The 23,179-nt window shown below is 66.8% G+C and carries 24 protein-coding genes; 19 read left to right on the top strand and 5 right to left on the bottom strand.

Translation table 11 applies throughout. The annotated features are described in order from the left end of the window. Window positions 1-23: 23 nt before the first annotated feature. The gene (locus AU252_RS13670; protein WP_205630576.1) at window positions 24-2,141 is read left to right on the top strand and encodes a BTAD domain-containing putative transcriptional regulator; all 2,118 of its coding nucleotides are present in this window, start codon (window positions 24-26) and stop codon (window positions 2,139-2,141) included. Window positions 2,142-2,149: 8 nt separating this feature from the next. On the opposite strand, the gene AU252_RS13665 is transcribed toward AU252_RS13670, so the two are convergent. Further along, window positions 2,150-2,449 carry an antibiotic biosynthesis monooxygenase family protein gene (locus tag AU252_RS13665; protein ID WP_058931198.1) on the bottom strand — a complete coding sequence of 100 codons (300 nt, stop codon included), beginning with the start codon at window positions 2,447-2,449 and terminating at the stop codon, window positions 2,150-2,152. A 129-nt stretch (window positions 2,450-2,578) separates the two neighbouring features. Beyond that, window positions 2,579-2,986 carry a winged helix-turn-helix transcriptional regulator gene (locus AU252_RS13660; protein ID WP_058931197.1) on the bottom strand — a complete coding sequence of 136 codons (408 nt, stop codon included), beginning with the start codon at window positions 2,984-2,986 and terminating at the stop codon, window positions 2,579-2,581. Between the two features lie 210 nt (window positions 2,987-3,196). Here AU252_RS13660 and AU252_RS13655 point away from each other — a divergent pair, with 210 nt between their 5' ends. The 3 genes from AU252_RS13655 (at window position 3,197) to hutG (ending at window position 5,781) form a co-directional block, all read left to right on the top strand. Then, the gene (locus AU252_RS13655; RefSeq protein ID WP_058931196.1) at window positions 3,197-3,874 is read left to right on the top strand and encodes an FMN-dependent NADH-azoreductase; all 678 of its coding nucleotides are present in this window, start codon (window positions 3,197-3,199) and stop codon (window positions 3,872-3,874) included. Window positions 3,875-4,078: 204 nt separating this feature from the next. Then, window positions 4,079-4,834, top strand: coding sequence for an IclR family transcriptional regulator (locus AU252_RS13650; RefSeq protein WP_083510391.1), 756 nt, complete (start codon window positions 4,079-4,081; stop codon window positions 4,832-4,834). Next, a complete protein-coding gene (gene hutG / locus AU252_RS13645) occupies window positions 4,831-5,781 on the top strand; it encodes a formimidoylglutamase (protein ID WP_058931194.1) in 951 nt (316 codons plus the stop codon). Before AU252_RS13650 ends, hutG begins: the two co-directional genes overlap by 4 nt. 303 nt (window positions 5,782-6,084) lie before the next feature. Here hutG and AU252_RS13640 read toward each other — a convergent pair whose 3' ends face one another. Further along, window positions 6,085-6,930: an aldo/keto reductase gene (locus tag AU252_RS13640; RefSeq protein ID WP_058932941.1), complete on the bottom strand. Its 846-nt coding sequence runs from the start codon at window positions 6,928-6,930 to the stop codon at window positions 6,085-6,087. Between the two features lie 181 nt (window positions 6,931-7,111). Here AU252_RS13640 and AU252_RS13635 point away from each other — a divergent pair, with 181 nt between their 5' ends. Both AU252_RS13635 and AU252_RS13630 read left to right on the top strand, forming a co-directional pair. Beyond that, the gene (locus tag AU252_RS13635) at window positions 7,112-8,017 is read left to right on the top strand and encodes a helix-turn-helix transcriptional regulator (protein ID WP_058932940.1); all 906 of its coding nucleotides are present in this window, start codon (window positions 7,112-7,114) and stop codon (window positions 8,015-8,017) included. A 145-nt stretch (window positions 8,018-8,162) separates the two neighbouring features. Further along, entirely contained in the window at window positions 8,163-8,972 is an 810-nt protein-coding gene (locus AU252_RS13630) for a carbonic anhydrase (RefSeq protein WP_157768984.1), read from the top strand. 4 nt (window positions 8,973-8,976) lie between these two features. On the opposite strand, the gene AU252_RS13625 is transcribed toward AU252_RS13630, so the two are convergent. Further along, entirely contained in the window at window positions 8,977-9,909 is a 933-nt protein-coding gene (locus tag AU252_RS13625; RefSeq protein WP_058931192.1) for a threonine/serine dehydratase, read from the bottom strand. Between the two features lie 295 nt (window positions 9,910-10,204). After that, window positions 10,205-10,804 carry a hypothetical protein gene (locus tag AU252_RS13620; RefSeq protein ID WP_058931191.1) on the bottom strand — a complete coding sequence of 200 codons (600 nt, stop codon included), beginning with the start codon at window positions 10,802-10,804 and terminating at the stop codon, window positions 10,205-10,207. A gap of 569 nt (window positions 10,805-11,373) precedes the next feature. On the opposite strand from AU252_RS13620, the gene AU252_RS25020 reads away from it, so the two are divergent. The 13 genes from AU252_RS25020 to AU252_RS13555 all read left to right on the top strand — a co-directional run bounded on the left by AU252_RS25020 (window position 11,374) and on the right by AU252_RS13555 (window position 23,150). Beyond that, window positions 11,374-11,502 (top strand): helix-turn-helix domain-containing protein, encoded by a 129-nt coding sequence (locus tag AU252_RS25020; protein ID WP_430929445.1) that lies wholly within the window; start codon window positions 11,374-11,376, stop codon window positions 11,500-11,502. A gap of 321 nt (window positions 11,503-11,823) precedes the next feature. After that, window positions 11,824-12,765: an RNA polymerase sigma factor gene (locus AU252_RS13610; protein WP_058931189.1), complete on the top strand. Its 942-nt coding sequence runs from the start codon at window positions 11,824-11,826 to the stop codon at window positions 12,763-12,765. Between the two features lie 2 nt (window positions 12,766-12,767). After that, a complete protein-coding gene (locus tag AU252_RS23870; protein ID WP_058931188.1) occupies window positions 12,768-13,589 on the top strand; it encodes a hypothetical protein in 822 nt (273 codons plus the stop codon). Between the two features lie 206 nt (window positions 13,590-13,795). Beyond that, window positions 13,796-13,954: a hypothetical protein gene (locus tag AU252_RS13600; protein WP_157768983.1), complete on the top strand. Its 159-nt coding sequence runs from the start codon at window positions 13,796-13,798 to the stop codon at window positions 13,952-13,954. 35 nt (window positions 13,955-13,989) lie between these two features. Next, the gene (locus tag AU252_RS13595) at window positions 13,990-14,661 is read left to right on the top strand and encodes an NADPH-dependent F420 reductase (protein WP_276203748.1); all 672 of its coding nucleotides are present in this window, start codon (window positions 13,990-13,992) and stop codon (window positions 14,659-14,661) included. 119 nt (window positions 14,662-14,780) lie between these two features. Beyond that, on the top strand, window positions 14,781-15,725 hold the full coding sequence (locus AU252_RS13590; RefSeq protein ID WP_240484180.1) for a hypothetical protein: 945 nt from the start codon (window positions 14,781-14,783) through the stop codon (window positions 15,723-15,725). Between the two features lie 165 nt (window positions 15,726-15,890). Beyond that, on the top strand, window positions 15,891-16,067 hold the full coding sequence (locus AU252_RS13585; protein WP_056340807.1) for a CsbD family protein: 177 nt from the start codon (window positions 15,891-15,893) through the stop codon (window positions 16,065-16,067). 227 nt (window positions 16,068-16,294) lie between these two features. Next, the gene (locus AU252_RS13580) at window positions 16,295-17,095 is read left to right on the top strand and encodes a hydroxypyruvate isomerase family protein (RefSeq protein ID WP_058931185.1); all 801 of its coding nucleotides are present in this window, start codon (window positions 16,295-16,297) and stop codon (window positions 17,093-17,095) included. Then, window positions 16,984-18,018: a 2-hydroxy-3-oxopropionate reductase gene (locus AU252_RS13575; protein WP_430929444.1), complete on the top strand. Its 1,035-nt coding sequence runs from the start codon at window positions 16,984-16,986 to the stop codon at window positions 18,016-18,018. The genes AU252_RS13580 and AU252_RS13575 overlap by 112 nt, the downstream gene beginning before the upstream one ends. 142 nt (window positions 18,019-18,160) lie before the next feature. Then, window positions 18,161-19,939, top strand: a complete 1,779-nt coding sequence (gene gcl, locus AU252_RS13570; RefSeq protein ID WP_058931183.1) for a glyoxylate carboligase — start codon at window positions 18,161-18,163, stop codon at window positions 19,937-19,939. Window positions 19,940-19,964: 25 nt separating this feature from the next. Further along, window positions 19,965-21,152 (top strand): glycerate kinase, encoded by a 1,188-nt coding sequence (locus AU252_RS13565; RefSeq protein ID WP_058931182.1) that lies wholly within the window; start codon window positions 19,965-19,967, stop codon window positions 21,150-21,152. Next, entirely contained in the window at window positions 21,145-22,506 is a 1,362-nt protein-coding gene (gene allB / locus AU252_RS13560; protein WP_058931181.1) for an allantoinase AllB, read from the top strand. Before AU252_RS13565 ends, allB begins: the two co-directional genes overlap by 8 nt. A gap of 11 nt (window positions 22,507-22,517) precedes the next feature. Further along, window positions 22,518-23,150, top strand: coding sequence for a winged helix-turn-helix domain-containing protein (locus AU252_RS13555; protein ID WP_058931180.1), 633 nt, complete (start codon window positions 22,518-22,520; stop codon window positions 23,148-23,150). Window positions 23,151-23,179 lie beyond the last annotated feature (29 nt).

The raw sequence follows: 23,179 nt of genomic DNA, 5'->3' as shown, positions 1-23,179 counted from the left end.
CGTGGTGGTGGGATTCTGGAAGCGTGACGGCGTTGGTCGAGGGCGAGGTTCGAATTCGGTTGCTTGGCGGCTTCCGGGTGTCGGTGGGTTCGCGGGACATCCCGGATGGCGAGTGGCGTTTGCGTAAGGCCAAGGCCGTGGTCAAACTTCTGGCGTTGGCACCGGGTCACCGGTTGCAGCGGGAGCAGGTCCTGGATTATCTGTGGCCCGGGTTGGACCCGGATGCGGCCAGCGGTCAGCTTCGCAAGGTGGTCCACGAGGCCCGCCTCGTCTTGGATCCGAGCCTGTCGGCATTGGACCGGTACCTCATCTCGGGTGAGCAGCTCCGGCTGGACCGCGAGTCGACGTGGGTGGATGTTGAGGCGTTCGAGGCTGCGGCTATGCGGGCACGCCGGACCGGCGACCCGGCCGCGTATGCGGCTGCGATCCGACTGTACGACGGGGATCTCCTGCCCGAGGACCGATATGAGGACTGGGCAATAACCAGGGAGGGGGCGCTCCGGTCGGATTTCCTCGCTCTGCTGGTCGAACAGGCACGATTGTTGGAGGCCCGCGCGAACTTCGACGGTGCCGTATCGGCACTGCGGCGGGTCATTGCAGCTGACCCCATCCACGAGGAGGCAGGTGTCGCGTTGATGCGGGTGCACGCTCTGGCGGGCCGGCGACACGAGGCGATGCAGGAACATGAGCGCCTCCGCGCAGCGCTGGACCGGGAACTAGGCATCGAGCCAGACCCTGCCACGGAACGGCTGTTCGAGCAGATCCGCACAGGCCTGTCGTCGGAGCCTGAGCTGGCCAGCGAGTTGTTGGAGCAGGTCGGTGGCCTGCGGTTGGTGTCGGGCGATTTTCAGGGTGCGGTCGCAGCGTTCGTTGCGGCGGTTGCGCGCCTGCGCGGTTCCAGCGCCAATCACCGGTTGGCCCGGCTGCACCGCAAAGCCGCGCAGGCCCACCTTATGATGCAGGACGCGGCTGCCGCGGAGAGCCACTTACGGGCGGCCGAGGGCCTGCTGGCAGGCAGGAAGGACGAGGCCGAGAAGGCGCGGGTCCTGGAGGCGCGCGCGAACTGGCTGTGGTCCGTGGGGCGCTACGACGAAGCACAATCCGCAGCGGAGGCTAGCCTGGCGGCGGCCGAGGTCCACGGAACGGGCGAGGACGTCGCCGCGGTGCAGGAAACGCTCGCCATCATCTGTCATATGCGCGGAGCATGGCGGCCTGGTCTTCAGGCCGAGATCGAGCGGCTGGGTGATGTGGGCGGCGAGGATCCGCGGCTGGGAAGGATCTTCGAATTCTATTGCTGCATCGGTGAATACCATCTGTATGGGGACGGGCTGTGCGAGACGGTCGAAGACTATGCCCGCGGCACGCTGGCGCTGGCCATCGGCCGGGGTGCGCGCCACGCTCAGGCGTTCGCCTGGTGCCTGCTCGGGGAATCACTCCTGTTGCAGGGGCGCTGGGATGAGGCCGCGGGGTGCCTGGAGCGCAGCACAGAATTGTACGCTGAGCTCGATGCCCGCTCCGGTGCGCTGCCTTGGCAGCGGCTTGCCGAACTCGCGGTAATGCGAGGCGATAGCATCGCGGCGGCGGCGTACCTTCGTCACGGGATGGCGATCGCCGTGGTATCGCCCTTGGCCCGGCACGCCTGGGGCCGGCTCTATGCGACAGCGGCGTTGGACGCGCTGGAGCGCCGCGATCCGGCCGAGGCAGTCCGCGTAGTCCGGTCCGCGGCGGCGACAGCGGCGCGCTACGGCGAATGTCCGACGTGCACCGCCCTGCTGTATCCGATGGCGGCCGAAGCGTTCGCTGCGCTCGGCGACAGGGCGGGCGCAACCGTATTCGCCCAGGCAGCCGAGCGGGTTGGGCAGTCCTTCCAAAGTTCGGCGTGGACTGCCATGGCCGAGTCCGCCCGCGGTTCGCTGGCGCTGACCGACGCGGACGCGGGCGGGGCACGCGAACGATTCCTCTCCGCGGCGCGCCTCTACGAAAGGGCCCATCAGCCTTTCTGGTCCGCCCGCTGCCGGCTGCAGGCCGCTTTGGCCGGCGCCGGCGGTCTGGCTGACCGGCACCTGCTGGACGACGCGGCCATTGCGTTCGAGCAGCTCGGCGCGCTGCGGGCGCTCGCGGCCGCGCGCCGGGCAACCTGACTCAGAACTTACACGGTCACTACACGGTCGAAATCAGCACCGCTCATGTGCTCGCACAGCGCAACGCAGGCATCGAAGTGGGTCATGAACCCCGGGTTCTGCTTCCACGCGTCCCGGGACGCCTCGTCGGTCCACTCCGCGAACGAAACATAATGACCGGGAACACGTCGGTCACGAATGAGGTTCGCCACCAGGATCGACGGGTAGTTCGCCCGGGACCACTGAAGGAACTCGGTCCACCGATCTATGAATTCCTGCTCGCTGCCCTGCTTCACCTGCCAGGTTCCTGAGGCATAGTGGTCTGCCATTGTTCTCACCTCCTTTCAGATTTCTCGCTTAACGGTAGGTCGCGACCGTTCCCCAAGCGTTCCCCGGTCCGCATGGTGATGTCCCGGGCGTGGGCGAGGCCGACGACGGCGGGCGGGCCGCCGTCGGGGCTACCCGGCGATGGAGCGGTCGTGGTCGTGCTCAAGGCGGGCATGGGCTACTTCGTCCATGTTGGCCTCGGCCCAGTCCTTCATCTCATGGATCACGCAGAGCAGGGAGTGGCCCAGGGTGGTGAGCTCGTAGTCCGTCCGGGCAGGAACGGTGGGTGTCACGGACCTCGAGACCAGGCCGTCCCGTTCCAAGGAACGCAGCGTGGAGGTCAGCATCTTCTGGCTCGCGCCCGGGATCTGCCGCCGGAGCTCGCTGTGCCTTTGTTGCCCCTCGGATAACGCGAGCATCACGAGGCTCACCCATTTGCTGCTCATGGCCTCCAGCAGCTGCCGTGCCGGGCATCCGGGCAGCGCGGCGTTGTACTCGAGCCGAGTTTCGTGCCGCTTCTGGCTGGCTGTCAGAGTCATGTCACCCACGCTTTCCATCAGGATCTGAAGTGCGCCGCCAAGCCTACGGAGGCAAGGTTTCCGGAAGGGAAACTCCCGCAACATTCGGTCACACAGGCACCCCGGCGTGCCCGGGGCACTTTGAGGTGCCTCCTTCTGCGGTCCCCTAACGGTGGGCAAGGATCGTGAGGGCGGCCGGAAACCGGCGCGCCTTCCGAGGAAAGGACCCCCATGCCTACGCTCCTGCACATCAATGCCTCGCCCCGCGACGCCCACAGCGGCTCGCTCCAGTTGGCACGCCACTTCATCGACGCCGTGCAGGATGCCGGCGGGGAGCGCGTCACGGTTGAGGTCTTGAACCTGTTCGACGCCGGAGTCCTCCCTGATTTCGGCAGCATCGCGGCCGCCGCTAAAATGGCCGTCTTCTCCGGCCAGGAGCAGAGCCCTGAGCAGACGCACGCGTGGGAGGCCGCCCGGGCCGTATTCGAACAGTTCGCGGCCGCCGACGCCTACGTCTTCAACATCCCCATGTGGAACGCAGGGATCCCGTACGTGCTCAAACAGTGGATCGACATCGTGACCCAGCCGGGCTGGACCTTCGGTTTCGACCCCGCGGCCGGCTACCGAGGCCTCCTGGAGGGCAAGCACGCCCTGGCCATCCACAGCAGCGGCGTCTACGCGCCCGGGGTTCCCGCAGCCTTCGGACAGGACTTCAGCAGCACCTTCTTCGCGGATTGGCTGGCTTTCGTCGGCGTCGAGGACGCCGTGCACGTGCGCTTCGCACCCACCGTGTTGAACGGCGACGTCGACGGCACCCGCCGCAAGGTGGAGGCGGAACTGCTCGACGCCGTCGCGGGCTTTGCCGGCAAGCTCCGCGGCGCCGGTGTTCTTGAGCCTGCCAGCGCCTGAATAGGGGCCCGACGGCGGCACCCGGGTGCCGCCGTCGGGCCCTCCCCCGTGGTGCGGCGCCCGCCCCACGACCGGCAGGAGAGTACCGCCAGCAGCCGCTGAGCGACTCCTGAGCGTCGCCATTCCCACCCGGCGGAAATTAAATTCCCACGCCACGGGAACTCATTAACGCCATCTGTGATTCCAGCCACTAACGTCGCTCTTATGCATACAGATCCGAGCCATTCCGTGATGCCGGAAGGCAACGCCTCGCGGTTCGTCGACATCCTGCTCGAATTCGCGCGGTACCGGACTCTGACTGCAGCCCAGATCAGCAAAACAACGGGCATCCCCGCCAGCGCCGTGTACCGGCACCTGGCACTGCTGGTGCAGTCCGGGCTGGTGGCGCAGACCAGGCGCCGCGGGCAGTACAGTGCCGGCCCGGAAACCCTGCGCCTCGCCGCCAACTTCCACCAGGAAGCCATGGTCAAGGGCCGCATCTCGGAGCAACTACAGCGGCTCTCGGATGAAACCCAGGAACTGGCCGCCTACCTGGTGGTCCGCGGTGCGGAGGCACTGTGCGTGGATGCCATCGAAGGCCCGCAGATGCTGCGCTGCAGTTATTCGCCGGGCCGCTCGCTCCCCCTGCTGAAGGGCGCCAGCGCAATGGCCCTGCTCGCACACCTGGACCCCCAGGAGCAGAGCAGGATCGTGGCCGGCCTCGGGCTCAGCTCCGAGGACGCAGACAACCTGAACCACGAACTCCAGCTCGTCCAGGGCCGCGGCTTCGGCCTCAGCTACGGGGCGGTGGATGCGGGCGTCTGGGGCGTCAGTTTCCCCGTGTTCGACGACGGCGGCCGGCTTCTGGGTGCCGTCAGCACCATGGCTCCGGCGGACCGGGCGGTCCGGCGCGAAAAGCAACTCATAGCAAGCACCCGTGACGCCGCATTGGTGCTCGGACACGGAGAAGGATCCCGATGACCAACCCCACCACCCAGCACACGTGGACGGGCCGCGACGACGGCCCCGGCCCAGAACACCGGCGCTGGCACCACGCAGTGAACACGGCCCAGGCCGGCACCACGGGAATCGCCATACTTGGGTTCCGCAGCGATGAAGGCGTCCGCCGGAACAAAGGCCGGGTCGGCGCCGTCGACGCTCCCGCAAGCATCCGCTCCGCCCTGGCACCCATGGCGGCGCCCGCGGAACTCCTGGTCCACGACCTTGGCGACAACACCGTGGTGGACGGAAACCTCGAGGACGGCCAGGAGCGTCTTGGCGCGGCCGTCCGCCAGGCCCTGGATGCGGGCCACCTGCCTGTCATCCTGGGCGGCGGCCACGAAACCGCCTTTGGCACCTACACGGGCCTCCGCGCCAGCCAGGTCACCGATGGACGCCGGATCGGCATCATCAACCTGGACGCGCATTTCGACCTCCGAGCGGAGGCCATCCCGTCCTCGGGCACGCCGTTCCGGCAGGTGGCCGACGCCGAGCGCGCCCTGGGCCACGGGTTCAACTACACAGTGGTGGGCATCAGCCAGCCCGGTAACACCGAGGCCCTGTTCCAGACAGCCCGGGAGCTTGGCGTCAAGTACCTCCTGGACGAGGAATGCACCGAGTCCAGGACTGAGCAGGTCCGGCAGTTCACGCAGGACTTCATCGACTCCGTGGACGTGGTCTACCTGACCATAGACCTCGACGTCCTCCCCGCGTACGTCGCCCCCGGTGTCAGCGCACCGGCGTCGTACGGGGTTCCGCTCTCCGTCGTGCTGGAAGTGTGCCGCCAGCTGGCCCGCTCCCCCAAGCTCGCCGTGGTCGACGTCGTCGAACTGAACCCCAGGTTCGACGTCGACTCCCGCACGGCACGCACGGCCGCACGCCTCATCCACACGATCGCCACAGAGCGATCCGGTCACCGGCATGCGTAGCCGGAAGCCCGCCTCCCCTCCCCAGAAACTCACGGTCAGGGCTCAGTAGCCGTCCGCGGTTCAGGTTCAATTGCCCACGCGGCTTCGTGCAGGAAACTGGCCAGCCGCCGCTGGAAGCGGGCCAGTCTCCTGCGTGCGCGTCCGGCTGGTCGTGGTGCCACAACGGGTGCATCCGGCAAGGCGCTGCGGCTGTCGTTGTTTATGAGGTGGACGACTGCCCAAGCCATCATCAGCGAATTATCCATGGTTCTCTTCTTGTTCGGTGGGGCTCTTTTGGTTTCGCACTTCTCAGGTGCGGATTGGCTACATTTGGCTGTGCGCGGCGACGGCGGGATCCCCGCCGGTGCGGGCGCCCGACTCCAGTTCCGTGATTTCGGCTGCCTCCGCGGGCGTCAGCGACACGGCGGCAGAGCCCAGGTTTTCCCGCATGCGTGCGGCCTGGACCGACTTCGGGATGACGATGGTGCCCTGGCTGAGATGCCACGCGAGCACAACCTGGGCAGGTGTGGCACCGTATTTCGCGGCCAGGGATTTCACGGTGGCCGCTGCCAGATCGGCGCCCTGCCCCAATGGGCTGTATGCCTCCACCGCAATGCCCAGGGAGCGGTTCTTGGCCGCCAGTTCCTGCTGCTGGAAGGCGGGGTGGATTTCGATCTGGTTGACGGCCGGGACAATGTCAGCCGCCGGCAGGAGCGTGTCCAGGTGGTCAGCCAGGAAGTTCGAAACTCCGATGGCGCGGATCTGGTTGTTTGCGTACAGCTTTTCCATGTCCTTCCAGGCCTCCGTGAAGAGTCCCTGTGCGGGCACGGGCCAATGGATCAGGTAGAGGTCCACGTAGTCCAGGCCCAGGGCTTGGCGGCTGTTTTGGAAGGCCTGGTGGGCCATTCCTTGTTCACCGTTGCGCAGCTTGGTGGTGATGAAGATTTCCCCGCGGGGTATGCCCGAAGCGGCAATGGCTGCCCCGACGCCGGCCTCGTTCCGGTACGCCGCGGCAGTGTCGATGTGGCGGTAGCCGGCTTCGAGCGCGCCCTCGACGATGCGCTGCGTTTCTTCCGGCGGGACCTGGAATGCGCCGAAGCCGAGTTGCGGGATCTGGACGCCGTTGTTGAGGGTCACGGTGGGGATGGTAATTTCCTGTGGCTGGGACATCATCAGTTCTTCCGGTGGTGGTGTTGATTGCTCGAACAGCCCTGCACGGGCGGCTATGCGTTCAACGCTAAGCACGCCGGCCGGCCGTGTCAGCAGGTAAGCCATTCCCTCCTTTTCCTAGGACTGGCAGTCCTACCTTCGTCACTGGAAAGCGGGGACGCCGGCTTGGACAATGGAAGGCATGGGTCAGAGCGCGGAGTTTGGAAAGTTCCTGAAGGTAATGCGGTCGCGGCTGACGCCGGAGCAGGCCGGGATAGCCGCGACCTCCGGTGGCAGGCGCGTCCCCGGGCTGCGACGCGAGGAAATCGCGCGCCTGGCGGACGTGAGCACCGACTACTACACCCGGCTCGAACAAGGCCGGAACATCCACCCCTCCCGGGCGGTGATGGATTCAGTGGCGCGGGCCCTGCGCCTGGATCCTGGCGAGCAGGCGCACATGTTCGACCTTCTGGAGAACTGCGCGAAGTCCCAGCATTCACCCATTCCGGAACAGGGTGTTCGGCCGGCGCTCCGCCAACTTCTGGATGCCGTGGGCAACGTTCCCGCCCTGGTTCTGGGCCGCCGCACAGATGTTCTGGCCGGCAACCGCCTGGCGTTCCTTCTGCTTGCGAAATTCCCAGCCATGCCGGCGGCGGAGCGGAACCTCACCCGATGGGTTTTCCTCGATCCACTCGCCCACGATCTCTTCCGGGACTGGGAGACGGTGGCGGCCGAAGCCGTCGGGACACTGCGCGCGGATATCGGCCGGCACCCCAACGACCCGCAGGCCAATCAACTCGTCGGCGAACTCGCGGTGCACAGCGAACGCTTCCGCCAGTGGTGGGCCGGACACCGGCTGGCCACGGGGTCCGCAGGCAGTGTTCGGCTTCACCATCCGGTCGTCGGGGACCTGGAACTGAACTTCGAAGACCTGACGCTTCCTGACGATCCAGACCAGGTGCTGCGGGTGTATTCGGCGAAGCCGGGCTCGCCGTCGGCTGATTCGCTGACCCTGCTCGGCAGCTTCGGTGCCGAAGTGCTGGCCGCCGCGGAAGCCCCGCGGGCAACAGAGGACACGGACGCATCCGGCGCCGCCAAGGCGCCCTGACTTCCGGAAGGCCGTGGTGATGGCCCCCACGGTGTCACATCCTGCGGTTAGCCCGTGTGACAAGACCTGCCACCGGCCCCCGTGGTAGTCGTCGTAGGTCTGGCCGGGCTCTCCGGTGCGGACCTACACGACCCGAAGGATGGAAATGCGCAGCGCCACAGTAATGACCAGGAAGTCTTTGATAGTTGGATCCGGCCTGGGGCTGCTGGCACTTGTCACCGGCTGCAGCAGGTCCGCCGCCGGGGCCGCGGCACCCTCGCCGTCCGCCTCCGCAGGTCCCCATGCCTGGTCCTACGACGGCGCCGAGGGCCCTGAACACTGGGGCACCCTGAGTTCCGACTTCGGCTCCTGCTCTTCCGGCACCGCCCAGTCCCCCATCGACGTCGGCGGCCGTTCGGGCCTTTCCCCGGCACCGCTCGCTGTCGACTATTCCGCCTCGGAAGGCGAGATCATCGATAACGGCCACACCACCGAACTGCGTGCACTGACGGCCCAGGGCATCACGGTTGGCGGTAAGGAGTACGCGTTCAAGCAGATGCACTTCCATGCCCCGTCCGAGCACACGCTGGGCGGTGTACGGCACGAGGCCGAGTTCCATTTCGTCCACCAGGCCGACGACGGCGGGCTGGCCGTCGTCGGGATCCTCGCCAGGGTGGGGGCTACCAATGCGCCCTGGGCGCCGTTCACGGACGGCGTGCCGGCCGCAGCCGATGGGCAGAAGGTGCCGGCCGGCGTCGTCGACTTCCCGGCGCTGTTCCCGGCGTCGCTGGACCACTTCGCGTATGACGGCAGCCTGACCACTCCGCCCTGCTCGGAAGGCGTGCGCTGGCTGCTCCTCGAGACGCCCATCGAGCTGGGAGCCGGACAGCTCGCCACACTGCGTGCGGCGCACGCGGGCAACAGCCGGCCGGTCCAGCCGCTCAACGGGAGGGACGTCGTCGCGGTGGACCAATAGAACCTCAGACAGTGGCGGGGTCCGTGTTGGCGCCGCAGAGGATCACGGCCACGCGTTCCCCGTCCGCCGGGACGTAGGCACCGGCGTGCAGGGCGGCGAAGGCTGTTGCCGCGCCGTGCTCCACGATGATGCGGTACTGATCCCAGAGCAGGGAGCGGGCGGCCACGATGTCCTCGTCGGAGACCAGCACGGCGCGGACGCCGGTACGGACGGCCACGTCGAAGCCGATCCGGCCGATCTGCCGGGCCCCCAGGGAGTCCGCGGCGATCCCGGAGACGGCCACGTCCACGGGGGTCCCGGCCGCGAGCGCGGCGTGCAGGGTGGGCGTGGATTCGGACTCGACGCCCACCACTTTGGCCCGGCCCTCCACGGCGGCCGCGACCCCCGCCATAAGCCCGCCGCCGCCCACGGCCACCACCACGGTGTCCACGTCGCCCAACTGCTCCAGCAATTCCGTTCCGATGGTGCCGGCGCCGGCGGCGATCTCGGGCTGGTCGTAGGCATGGCAGTAGACCGCGCCCGTCTCGGCGGCGTAGGCCATCGCGGCGTCGTAAGCCTCGGAGTATTCCGCGCCGCGCTGGACCACGTTGGCGCCGATGTCCCAGAGCTTCTTGACCTTCACGGCCGGGGCGGTTTCGGGCACGAACACCGTGGCAGGGACGCCCACTTCCGTGGCCGCGTAGGCGTTGGCGAGCCCGGCGTTGCCGCCGGAGGCCACCACAATGCCCACGTCGTCCTTTAGTTCGCCGCGCTCCCGGCAGGCCAGGACCCGGTTGAAAGCGCCCCGGGCCTTGAATGTGCCGGTGTGCTGCATGAACTCGCACTTGAGCCACACCTCGCCGGGGAACTGGCCGCGGTCAGCCGCCAGTACGGGCGTGACGCGGATCCTCCCCGCAATCCGGGCAGCGGCTTCGTCGACGTCGGTGCGTGTGATCATGGGGAAATCCTCGTTCCGGGGTGGGGCTGGGTTCAACGTTCAGGCTATCGCCCCCGTGGTGTCGCCGTCGTTCCGTCCCAGTGGCTCGGCGCAAAAGCGTCCCAAAGAGAGAAATGGGCCGTTTGCGCGAGCCGAATTCGCGGCATGCCGAATTACCGGCCCTGCTGCCGGTCGTGTTCCACTGTGGTCCTTGGTTTGTTTCGGTCCCGGGTGGCCAGTCAGGTCTTTGCCGGCCGCGGGAAGATGTGGTTGAAAAGGTCCGTCCAGGCGTTGTCCCAGGGCCCGCTTGAATTTGTTAACCGATGAAGGTGACGAGGTCTTCGCAGAAGTCGCGTCCTGCCGTGTCCGCTTGCCCGTGACTGGCCGTCTCGCCGAGGTCCCTGATGAACTCGTCGTCGGAGGGGTCAGCAGGCGTGCCGCCGTGATCAATGAGAATCTCGAACCTGAATGTACCCGTGTCCATGAACAGACGCTTACCGTCCGGGCCATAGACCTTCTGGACGCCGGAGACAGCGATCTCGACGGTCAGGGTGCCATCGCCGTTGTCGGTGATTTTGTGGTCCCGTGCCTGGCCTGACTCCGTGATCGTGTAGGTCTGCTCGTTCAGGGTGTTTGTCCACACATCGGTTGAGCGGATCGGACCCCCTCCGTATGCGAGGCCGTCGCCGTGATGGACGAAGAGGAACATCCCCTCGGCATGCCTGTCGTGTCGCACCGGGAAGTCTACGATCCCGGCGCAGAATCCGGGGAATTCTTCCTGGGCAATGGCGCTGCTGGAATCCGTAAAGTGGTCGTGCTCGAGCGGCCGCGCCGCCAACGCGGGGGCAGCCGATGCGATCGAGATTCCGATCACGGAGATCACCGCTCCCAAGGTGGCAAGTACCTTGTGCTTCATATCATCCTCCTCGATTAGTGGCCCGCAGCAGCGGGCCAGAGATCATCTGTTCGTTGCTTGGGTGGGGATCGACGTAGAGCAGGCAACCACGGCCAGGGAATTCAGAAGCATCACGCACAAGACAATGAGTTTGAGATTCGGCTGTGATGCCGCTCCGCCACTTTTCACAAGGGGCACCTCCACACCAAGAATGTGTCCGGAGCCCAGATCAGCGGAGTTTTCTGATGGGGGAAACGCTACTCTCCGGGCGCCGTTGGCACCAGAGTTCGAGTCTCAAAGGCCGACGGGTCCCAGACCACGGACCTGCAGCGGGACGCCCTCCTGGCCGCCGGCATCGGTGTGGGTTCCCTCCACGAAGACAAAGCCTCCGGGAAGAAGGTACGGCGATCGATACCACCACGGCGTCCGGAAAGCTCGTCTTCGGCATCTTCGCGGCCCCTCGCAGAGTTCGAACGCGAGCTGATCTCTGAACGCACACTCGCCGGGCTGGCTCCGCCCGCGCCAGGGGCCGGAACGGCGGGCGTCCCTACAAGATGACCCCGGCGAAGCTCCGTCTGGCTATGGCTTCCATGGGGCAATCTGGCACCAAAGTCAGTGATCTCTGCACCGAACTCGGCATCACGCGGCAGACCCTGTACCGGCACGTGTCGCCCAGCGGCGAACTTCGTCCGGACGGCGCAAAGCTGATCAAGGGTTAATGTCCTTCAGTCCACCGTCGTCTCCACGTACGCTGGCGGCAGCAAGCAGCTATGGCAAGCCGTTCTGCCCGTTAACCTAGGATCGGTGGTCTTGGCCTGGCGTGGTTTTGCCTCCGCCGGCAGCTGTTGGAGGCTTTTCGCAGGCGGCACAGATGCCCAGTAGTTCCACGGTGCGGAGACGGCATCACCGTCCTCACGCAGCATGGCGTGCAGCTGCTGGGCGCTGCGGAACCCGGTGGTCCGCCCCAGCATCTCCTCCAGGGCCGAGCGCTGCCGGGTCCGCCTTTCCACCCCTTGTGACGACGTGCGACACTTGAGCACATGGAGCCGTCCGACGGCGAACTTGTCGTGGCCGCGCAAGCAGGCGACGCTCAGTCGCTGGCAGTTCTGCTGATGCGCCATCGTGCCGCAATGCACGCGGTGGCGACCGCGGTGATGGCCGCGGGTCCCGACGTCGAGGACGTGGTGCAGGATGCCTCGCTGGTCGCGATCGCCGATGTTGGCAGGATCAGGGACCCGTCGCTCGCGCGGGCGTGGTTGACCGGGATCACCCGGAATCTGGCCCGTGCCCGGCTCCGCCGCCGCGAGCCGCTTCCCATGGACCTCACCGACATTCCGTCGGCGGAGGATCTCGAACGCCGGCTCGACGAGGCGGCACTGCGGGACTGGGTCTGGGAGGCGATAGGCGGGCTGTCGGAGCCCCTGCACGATGTCGTGGTGCTGCGCTACTTCAGCTCGGCCCCTAGCTATGACGCGATCGCGGCTGCCCTGGGCGTTCCCGTGGGCACGGTGCGCAGCCGTTTGCACGATGCCCGTGCGGCTCTGGTTGCCCGGCTGCGCGCACTGGAGTTGGCGGCTGCCGATGACCATTCCCGGGTGAGCCAAGCCCGCGAACTGCTGTTCGCCGCGATCGTCGAGGAGTACAACGGCGGCTACGAACCCGCCCTGCTGGCCAACGCGCTGGCTGAGGGGGCCCGACTCACCGTGGCCACCAGCGCCGAGGTCTTCGTCGGCCGGGAAGCGATCATACGCAGCCTGGCAGAAGACCTCGAAGCCGGGGTCCGGCTGCGCCTGCTCCGCGTGGTGGCCGGTGCCGGGCTGACCGTGGTCGAAGGTGCATTCCAGAACCCCGCAGATGCGCCCGATCACTGCCCGCCGTTCACCACGCAGGTTTACCGGCACCGCGGTGAGGAGATTGTCAGCCTTCATCTGGCGTACTCGTCCGGAGCAGCGAACTTTTCGGCTCGCCCAGGACACCAGTAGGCATGACAACTACCGCCTACCCCACACTGAGCTCCCTCGAGGGCTTTCCGTTCCCGGTCTTCGCCAGCCGCGGATCCGAGGACCGCGGCCGGTCCATCGCTGCTCGCACGGCTCATGCGCTCGACTGGCTCGGCCAGGTCACCGGCAAGGTGCGCCGCCCGACGTTGGTGGTGGCCGACGCGCACGACTGGGCCAGCGTCTGCGAGATCCCGATCTACGGGATGATGTTCTCCATCCCGGACAAGCTCGGCACCTCTCCAACACCGGCCGACTGGTGGCAGGAATACGTCGACGCTCTGCGACCACACCTGAGCGAGACCGCTTCCACCGGGATCGCGGCCACCTTTGGAGACCCGCCGGACTTCATCGGGATCGCCGACCTGATCATCACCCACGAGGCGACCCACCTGTTCCACGAGATCCACCCGGTCACGTGGGCCTCGGAGTTCCCGGCCGAATGGGTCATGGAGCTATTCGCCAACCTCGGGATGCACGGCTACCTCGCCACTCACGAACCCGACCAGTTGCATCTGCTGGCCTCCCTGACCGAGGCCACCGTCGATGCCGGAAACGGCATCTGGGACCTGCAGGACCTGGCAATGATGGGCGAGAGCATGCAGACCAGCGTCACGAACTACGTGTGGTATGAGTTCCGGCTGATCCGCTTCGCCGAGCAGCTGTGGACCGCCGGCCATGAGGACGGGCTCCGGGACTACCAACAGCTGCTCGGCCATCCGGAGCTGACCCGCGACCAAGTCGTGGATCGGCTGTCTCGACTGGAGCCCGCAGTCGCCGATGCGGTCCGGCGGTGGCCGGCTCCCTGACCAGGCGGCCAGCGAGGACCGATGGGCGATGACGGGTTCCATCACGCCATGTTCTTTGATGCTGGCGATGAAGTCGGTAGTCAGGGCGGCATCCTTGCGGGGGACTGTGGAATTAGCGGTGTATCAGCGAGGCAGGAAATTTCCGACAAGGCATGGGCCGTAATGGCACCTCTTTCCCCGTGTGGAAGGGGAACGGACGTCCGATCATGGACATGCGGCGGACGGTCGAGGGCATCGTCTGGCAGCAGGCGGATCCTCTGGCCGCCGGCGTCCGACGCGATGACCTCTACGTTGATCACGGTGTGTCCGGGAACCGGCTCTCCCGCCAGAGAGAAACGTTGCTTCCCCCTGCCGTAGAGACTTAGCCTTGGCCGGCCGTCGCAGGCGTAACGAACGAAATATCCCTGCGGGCGCCGGTGTTGCCCCGGATATGACAACCATCGGAATCATCGGCGCAGGACACATTGGCAGCCAGGTTGCCCGCAAAGCGGTGGAACTCGGCTACGACGTGGTGATCAGCAATTCCCGCGGCCCCGAAACGCTGGCCGCACTCGTGGCGGAACTGGGACCCCGTGCCCGGGCCGCGACGCCGGCCGAAGCGGCAGCGGCGGGCGATTTCGCCGTCGTGACCATTCCTTTCAGGAGCCTCGGCAGCATCCCTGTGGAGCCGCTCGCGGGGAAAATCGTGATCGATACCGGCAACTACTACTGGAAGCGCGACGGCCATGTTTCGGCCCTCGACGCCGGCGAAACCACGTCTTCCGCGCTGGTGCAGGAACACCTGCCCACGTCCAAGGTGGCGAAGGGCTTCAACCACATCCGGTACAGCGAAATCACCACGGACGGCACGCCTCCCGGCACACCGAACCGCCGTGCCCTGGCCACCGCAAGCGATTACGCCGAGGCCAGCGAGCTCGTGACGAAGCTGTATGACGAGTTCGGCTTCGACACGGTGGACCTCGGCCCGCTCTCCGAGAGTTGGCGCGCGGAGCCGGGCCGTCCGGCGAATGTGGTGCGGCAGAACGCTGCTGATCTCAGCGAGACCCTGGCCAAGGCGCCGCGGACCGTCTGACGTTTGCCGGCCGGTTCAGGCCTGCAATAATTAATCCATTCGGCGTATTATTTAGGGTGATCCACGTTCTCTTGGCCCAGACGCGGCCCAACCCTGATCCCTGACACTGAAGGATTTCCGTGAGCCACCTCAACCACAACCAGGCCGCGCGGCCTGCCTCTGGCGCCGAAATGCCACCCCACGCCATCGGCAAGGACGTAGCACTCGCCTTGTTGATCGGGCTTCTGGCGGGTTTGCCTGGGCTGGCCCCGTGGCTGGTCACCGGCGCGCAGCTTCCTCTGCAAAACCTTTGGGGCGCGGAAGTGCTGCCGCAGCAGATGCCCCTGTCGCTCCTGCCGTTGAGCCAATACGAACTCACCACGCTCGTTGCGCTGATGACCGTGGGAGGGGCAGCCGCCGGCCTGGCAGTGCGGCTCTGGTCACCCGCCCGACGACGGCTGGTTGTCTGGTGTGCGGCCGGCGGCGTTCTCGCGGTGCAGGCCACGGCGACGGTTCAGGCGTTTTCAGTGCTCGACGCCGGCTTGGCGGGCGGAGCGATGTCAGGCGTCTATTTCGCCGGGCTGCTCGCAGGGGTCATCGCAGCCATCGTCGCGGGCCTGGTGGCGCTCCTGCTCATCGCGGCGAAGTCCAGGGCCCTGACAGCCCTGGGTATCGGACTCATCGCCGTGCCATTTGGGTCGTGGGTCGGCGAGTGGGCGGGGAATCTGGCCGGGGCGGGCAACCTCTCCGCCCCGGTATTGACGCTGCTGCGCTGGTTGCCCGCGGTACTGGTTGGTGCGGCGCTGGCATGGTGCGGCCTCCGTCCCGCCCGCCGCGCATTCGTTTGGCTGGTGAACCTGGCCGCTCTGTGGGTGGTTCCGGCGTTGTTCATCTCCGTCAATTACGTCCTGGGCACACGATTGCCGGAGCGGGACCCGCAGGAATTGGCCCTGATGATCCGACAGATCCTGACGGCCACGCTCGGACCCGACGGCGGCGCCGGCCCGACCGTCCTCCTGGCATTGGCCATCGCGCTGGCAGGCGCGGCCGTCGGGGAATTCGCCCGCCGGCGTCGGCGTCGCTGAAGGCCGGACTCAGCCGCGAGGCCGGTACCATAACTACCTCGATCCCCCGCATTCCCGCAGATCTTTTAGGCTGCCCACCGGTCCGCGGGGGCCATTCCTTCTACAATTTAAGTGGCGGCATAGGCGGCAATCAGCCGAACCGGCCGCACCACAAGGAGGACCGCAATGGGTTTGGGTGACAGGATCCACAACGCCGCGGAGAGGCTTCACGGCAAGGGAAAGAAGGCCGCCGGTGAGGTCAGCGGAAACGACCGCATGAGGGCAGAAGGCAAGGCCCGCGCAGTCCGGGCCGACCTCAAGCAAGCCGGCGAAAAGATCAGGCACGCCTTCAAGCGGCACTAAGTACGATCAATCGAACGGGCGGCTCTGCCAGGAGCCGCCCGTTCTTTATGCCCGGTCGGGAAGAGTTTGCTGTCCCCACCCCCTCCCAACCCACACACCCCCTTGACTCGCGCCCCCACCTTCCCTAAACTTTTCATAAAGCAGAATCTAAATTCCACAAAGCGGAAACTCGAGAAGAGCCAAGCAAGCGGGAAGATAGATCAAAGCCCTCCTCGGAAGGACCTACGATGACGTACACAGTGAACTGCTCCATCCTCTTGACGGAGCTTCCCCTGCTCGAGCGCCCCGCAGCCGCAAAGGCGGCCGGCTTTGACGCCGTCGAGTTCTGGTGGCCCTTCGACACCTCCGTCCCCACGGACGCCCAGATCACCGGGTTTGAGAACGCCATCAAGGATGCCGGCGTACAGCTCACAGGCCTGAACTTCAACGCCGGCAACATGCCCGGCGGCGACCGCGGCCTGGTCTCCTGGCCCGCGCGTTCCACCGAATTCCTGGACAACATCGACGTCGTCGCCGGCATCGGCGAGCGCCTCGGCTGCAAGGCCTTCAACGCCCTCTACGGCAACCGCGTCGACGGCGAATCGGCCGAGAAGCAGGACGCCATCGGCGCCGAAAACCTCGCCGCGGCAGCTGCCGGCGTCGCAGGCATCGGCGGCACCGTCCTCCTCGAACCCGTCAGCGGCGCCGCCAAGTACCCGCTCCTCACGGCAGCGGACGCCCTCAAGGTGATCGCCCGCGTCAAGGCGGAATCCGGCGCAGAGAACATCAAGCTCCTCGCGGACTTCTACCACCTGGTAGTCAACGGGGACGACGTCGCAGCCGTCATCGAAAACCACGCCAAGGACTTCGGCCACATCCAGATTGCCGACAACCCCGGCCGCGGGGCTCCCGGAACCGGCGAGCTTCCCCTCGGCGAATGGATCGCCCGCAGCCGCGAACTCGGCTACAACGGCTACATCGGCCTCGAATACAAGGAACCGGCGGAAACCGCGTTCAGCTGGGCTATCCGCCAGCGCGTCTCGCAATAGTCCCCACCCGCACCACCACACAGACTTTCAGTAAAGGAACCACAATGAACAACGTTGCAGTCATCGGACTCGGAATCATGGGCCTGCCCATGGCCATCAACCTAGTCAAGGCCGGCCACACCGTCACCGGGTTCAACCGCAGCCAGGACAAGATCGACAAGCTCGTCTCCGAAGGCGGCCAGGGTGCCACGAGCATCGCGGACGCCGTCAAGGACGCCGACGTCGTCATCACCATGGTGCCGGACTCCCCCGACGTCGAGGGCGTAGTCAGCGGCAAGGACGGCGTCTTCGCCAACGCGAAGAAGGGCACCTTGTGGATCGACGCCAGCAGCATCCGCCCGGATGTCGCCAAGCGCCTCGCCGACGATGCCAAAGAAGCAGGCATCCGTCCCCTCGACGCCCCGGTCTCCGGCGGCGAACAGGGCGCCATCAACGCCGTCCTCTCCATCATGGTGGGCGGCGAGGCAGCCGACTTCGAGGCTGCACAGCCGGTCCTCACCGCCGTCGGCAAGACCATCGTCCACGTGGGCCCCTCCGGCTCCGGCCAGACCGTCAAGGCAGCCAATCAGCTGATCGTGGCCGTCAACATCCAGGTCCTCGGCGAGGCGATCGCCTTCCTTGAGGCCTACGGCGTGGACACCGACGCCGCCCTCAAGGTTCTCGGCGGCGGCCTGGCCGGCTCCAAGGTCCTGGACCAGAAGGGCCAGAAGATGCTGGACCGCAACTTCGACCCCGGTTTCCGCTTGGCCCTCCACCACAAGGACCTCGGCATCGTCACCTCGGCAGCCCGCGAAGCCAACGTCGCCGTCCCGCTTGGCGCCGTCGTCGCACAGCTCGTCGCCGCAACCGTCAACCAGGGCGACGGCGGCCTCGACCACTCCGGCCTCTTCAAGCAGGTCCTGCAGCTCAGCGGCCGCAAGTAGGAGCAGCCCCGATAACGGGGCACTTCGACACGGACACGCCGGCCGCCGTCGTAATTTACGACGCCGACTCCCCCAAAGTGCCCCGCGACGGTTCGCAGGGCTATCTCAGCACACCCAAAACAGACTTTTCAAGGAGTACACAATGACTAAGATGCGCACCGTTGACGCTGCCGTCGCAATCCTGGTAAAGGAAGGCGCCATCGAGGCGTTCGGCCTGCCAGGAGCGGCAATCAACCCGTTCTACTCGGCAATGCGGAAGAACGGCGGGGTCCGCCACACGCTGGCCCGCCACGTAGAAGGCGCCAGCCACATGGCGGACGGCTACTCCCGGGCCAAGGATGGCAACATCGGCATCTGTATCGGCACCTCGGGCCCTGCCGGCACGGACATGATCACCGGCCTGTACGCCGCCTGGGCAGACTCCATCCCCATGCTCTGCATCACCGGCCAGGCCCCCGTGGCCAAGCTGCACAAGGAAGACTTCCAGGCCGTGGACATCCAGACCATCGCCGCCCCCGTGACCAAGATGGCCATGACCATCATGGAGCCCGGCCAGGTTCCGGGCGCCTTCCAGAAGGCTTTCCAGCTGATGCGCTCCGGCCGTCCGGGCCCGGTCCTCCTGGACCTGCCGTTCGACGTGCAGATGGCCGAGATCGAATTCGACATCGACGCCTACGAGCCCATCGTTGTCCAGAAGCCCACGGCCAGCCGCAAGCAGCTGGAAAAGGCCCTGGATATGCTGACCGCAGCCGAGCGCCCGCTGATCGTGGCCGGCGGCGGCATCATCAACGCCGGCGCCTCCGCGCAGCTGGTGGAGCTGGCCGAACTGCTGAACGTTCCGGTCATCCCCACCCTGATGGGCTGGGGCACCATCCCGGACGACCACGTCCTGATGGCCGGCATGGTGGGCCTGCAGACCAGCCACCGCTACGGCAACGAGACCATGCTGGCGTCCGACTTCGTGATCGGCATCGGCAACCGCTGGGCCAACCGCCACACCGGCGGCCTGGACACCTACACGGCGGGCCGCAAGTTCGTGCACATCGACATCGAGCCCACCCAGATCGGCCGCGTGTTCTCGCCGGACCTGGGCATCGCGTCCGACGCCGGTGCGGCGCTGGACGGGCTGATTGAGCTGGCACGCGAGCGCCAGGCGGCTAAGTCCCTGCCGGACTACGCCGGCTGGGTTGCCGAGTGCACCGCACGCAAGGGCGCCCTGCAGCGCAAGACGCACTTCGAGAACGTGCCCATCAAGCCGCAGCGCGTGTACGAGGAAATGAACAAGGCCTTCGGCAAGGACACCACCTACGTGTCCACCATCGGTCTGTCACAGATCGCCGGCGCGCAGCTGCTGCACGTGTTCGGCCCGCGCCAGTGGATCAACGCCGGCCAGGCCGGCCCCCTGGGCTGGACCGCCCCGGCCGCCCTGGGCGTGGTCCGCGGCAAGCCGGACGAGACCGTGGTTGCCCTGTCCGGTGACTACGACTTCCAGTTCATGATCGAAGAGCTGGCCGTGGGGGCGCAGTTCAACCTGCCGTACATCCACGTGGTGGTGAACAACTCCTACTTGGGCCTGATCCGCCAGTCGCAGCGCGGCTTCGAGATGGAACAGAACGTGTCCCTGGCGTTCGAGAACATCAACTCCCCGGAGACCAACGGCTACGGCGTGGACCACGTCAAGGTGGCCGAGGGCCTGGGCTGCAAGGCCATCCGCGTGGAAAACCCCTCCGATCTGCCGGCCGCGTTCGACAAGGCCAAGGCACTGATGGGCGAGTTCAAGGTTCCCGTGGTGGTTGAAGTGATCCTGGAAAAGGTCACCAACATCTCCATGGGTGTTGAGATCAACGGCGTGAACGAGTTCGAGGACCTGGCCGAATGCGGCGAGGACGCCCCCACCGCGATCATCGCCCTGCTGGACTAGTAAGAAACTGAGAGGAGGAACCGGAATGCGTGTGGTCATCGCCCCGGACAAGTTCAAGGGCTCGCTGTCCGCCCCCGACGTCGCCAGCCGCCTGAGCGCGGGACTGCAGTCAGCTGTGGCGGACCTTGAGACCACACTCATTCCGGTGGCCGACGGCGGCGAGGGCACCCTTGACGCCGCCGTCGGCTCCGGCTTCACCCGCCGGACCGCCACCGTAACCGGCCCCACGGGCCAGCCGGTCCGGGCCGACTTCGCGGTCCGCGGCAGGGAGGCCGTGATCGAAATGGCCGCCGCATCCGGGCTCGCGCTGCTGCCCTCCGTCATCCAAGGCGGCGGCCCGGACTCCGGAACGGCCACCACCGCCACCAGCCTGGGCACCGGAGAACTCATCCGCGCCGCACTGGACCTGGGCTGCCGGCAGATCATCCTGGGCGTGGGCGGCAGCGCCAACACCGACGGCGGCGCCGGGGTCCTGCAGGGCCTCGGCGCGGTCTTCCTCGACAAAGAGGGCAACGAGCTCCCCGGCGGCGGGGCCGCCCTGGCCCGCCTGGACCGGATCGATTTCTCCGGCCTGGACGTCCGGCTGGAGGACGCCCGCTTCACCCTGGCGTCCGACGTCGACAATCCCCTGCTGGGGTCCAGCGGCGCCGCCGCGATCTTCGGACCGCAGAAAGGGGCGACCCCGAGTGACGTCGTCGCCCTCGACGCCGCACTGACGAATTTCGTCTTGGTCCTCGCCGGCGAGATCGGCATCCGCGCCGAGAGGGCCGCCGTCGCACCCGGCGCGGGAGCAGCCGGCGGCGTCGGCTACATTGCCATCGCGGCGCTGGCCGCGGCACGCAGGCCGGGCATCGACGTCGTACTCGAATTCACTGAGCTGGAGCAGCGGCTCGCCGGCGCGGACCTGGTGATTACCGGCGAAGGAAGCCTGGACGAGCAGAGCCTGCTCGGCAAGACGCCCATGGGGGTGGCCCGCGCGGCGGCGCGTGCCGGAATCCCAGTGATTGCCGTCTGCGGCCGCAGTACGCTGAGCCCGGAACAACTCACCGAAGCCGGATTCAAGGCTGTTCACGCCCTGACCGATTTTGAGTCCAATGTAGAAAAATGTATGGCCGAAGCAGGCCAGCTGCTTGAAGAATTAGGTAAGCACATCGGCGTGCACCTGCCTACGAGTGCAGAGCGTACCGACACCAAGGAGAACGTCCATGTCTGAAGAAACCACCCCGGCGGCCGGCGCGTTTGACCTGGTCATCCGCGGCCAGCGCATCCTCACCACCGCAGGCATCACCGCCCGCGAAGTAGGCATCCGCGGCGGCGTGATCGTCGCCATCGAACCGTTCGGCAACGGCCTCACCGGCACGCAGGTCATTGACCTGGCCGACGACGAAACCCTGATCCCCGGCCTCGTGGACACGCACGTCCACGTCAACGAGCCCGGCCGCACCGAGTGGGAGGGCTTCGCCTCGGCCACCCGCGCGGCAGCCGCCGGCGGTGTCACCACCATCATCGACATGCCGCTCAACTCCATCCCGCCCACCACCACGGTGGAAGGCCTCAAGCTCAAGCGCGAGGTTGCCGAGGACCAGGCGTTTGTGGACGTCGGATTCTGGGGCGGCGCCGTACCGGGCAATAAGAAGGACCTCCGCGGCCTGCATGACGAGGGCGTCTTCGGCTTCAAGTGCTTCCTGCTGCACTCCGGCGTGGACGAGTTCCCGCACCTCGAAGCGGATGAGATGGAGGAGGACATGGCCGAGCTCAAGTCCTTCGACTCCCTCATGATCGTCCACGCCGAGGACTCCCACGCCATCGACCGCGCCCCGCACCCGGGCGGCGACCACTACGAAACGTTCCTGGCCTCCCGTCCGCGCGGCGCCGAAAACAAGGCCATCGCCGAGGTCATCGAACGGGCCCGCTGGACCGGCGCCCGCGCCCACATCCTGCACCTCTCGTCCTCCGACGCGCTGCCCATGATCGCCAGTGCAAAGCGCGACGGCGTCCACCTCACCGTGGAGACGTGCCCGCACTACCTCACCCTGATGGCCGAGGAAATCCCCGACGGCGCCACCGCGTACAAGTGCTGCCCGCCGATCCGTGAGGCCTCCAACCGCGAGCTGCTCTGGAAGGGCCTGCAGGACGGCACCATCGACTGCATCGTCTCGGACCACTCCCCCTCCACCCTGGATCTGAAGGACCTGGAAAACGGCGACTTCGCCGTGGCCTGGGGCGGCGTCTCCTCGCTGCAGCTGGGGCTGTCCCTGATCTGGACCGAGGCCCGGCACCGCGGCATCACCCTGGAGCAGGTGGTTTCCTGGATGGCTGAGAAGCCCGCCGCGCTGGCACGCCTTCACAACAAAGGCCAGCTGGCCCTCGGCTACGATGCGGACTTCTCCATCTTCGCGCCGGACGACGCCTTCGTCGTCGACGTCACCAAGCTCAAGCACAAGAACCCCATCACGCCGTACGACGGCAAGGCGCTCTCCGGCGTCGTCCGCAAAACGTTCCTTCGCGGCAACGAGATCGACGGCCGCACGCCCAGCGGCAAGCTGATCCGCCGCGGCGGCGTCTGAGGCGCAGCGCGATGGCCGTCAACGTCCACGCACCATACCCGCGGCCACGGCTTCAGCCGCGCGGCCTGGCAGTGTGGCTCCAGCCTTGTGAAGGCCAGGACATCGACCCGGCGGTCTGGGCCCAGGCCGCCCAAGCGGTCCTGGCGCGTGCCCGCCAGCTCGCTCCGGAAGCCGGAGTCCACCTGTGGACCGCGGCCGGAACGGCCTGCGTCGAAGGTTCAGACGGTCCCGACGGCGGCGCTGATGTTTCGGAAACGGCGTCCGACGCCGGAAACGGCACCGCCGCCGTCGTCGCCCCGCCAGTCTCCCTGGCCGGGCGACGGAGCATCGTGGCAGTGGATCTGGCCGCGGACACCGTACTTCTGGATGGTGTCCCGGTCAGCTTCACCCACATGGAATTCAGCCTCCTGAGGTACCTCGTGGAAAACCAGTCGCGGACGATTCAACGTGAAGAACTGCAACGCGTCCTCGAGTCCCTGGACTGCCCCGGCGCGGCATTCCGCTCCATCGACGTGTATGTTGGACGCGTCCGGCGCAAGCTGGGCTCGGCCCGCCACGCCATCGCAACAGTGCGCGGCGGCGGCTACCAGTTTGTGCCCGGACCGGGCAGCACCGTCCGCGGACCCGCGGAATACTGCATCTAGGCAGCCCGTTGCACCGATAGATGATCGCC

Origin of the sequence: Pseudarthrobacter sulfonivorans, assembly GCF_001484605.1 — a bacterium.
GTDB lineage: Bacteria > Actinomycetota > Actinomycetes > Actinomycetales > Micrococcaceae > Arthrobacter > Arthrobacter sulfonivorans_A.
The sequence above is the reverse complement of the archived record's forward strand: the minus strand, read 5'-3'. Positions and strand labels throughout refer to the sequence as shown.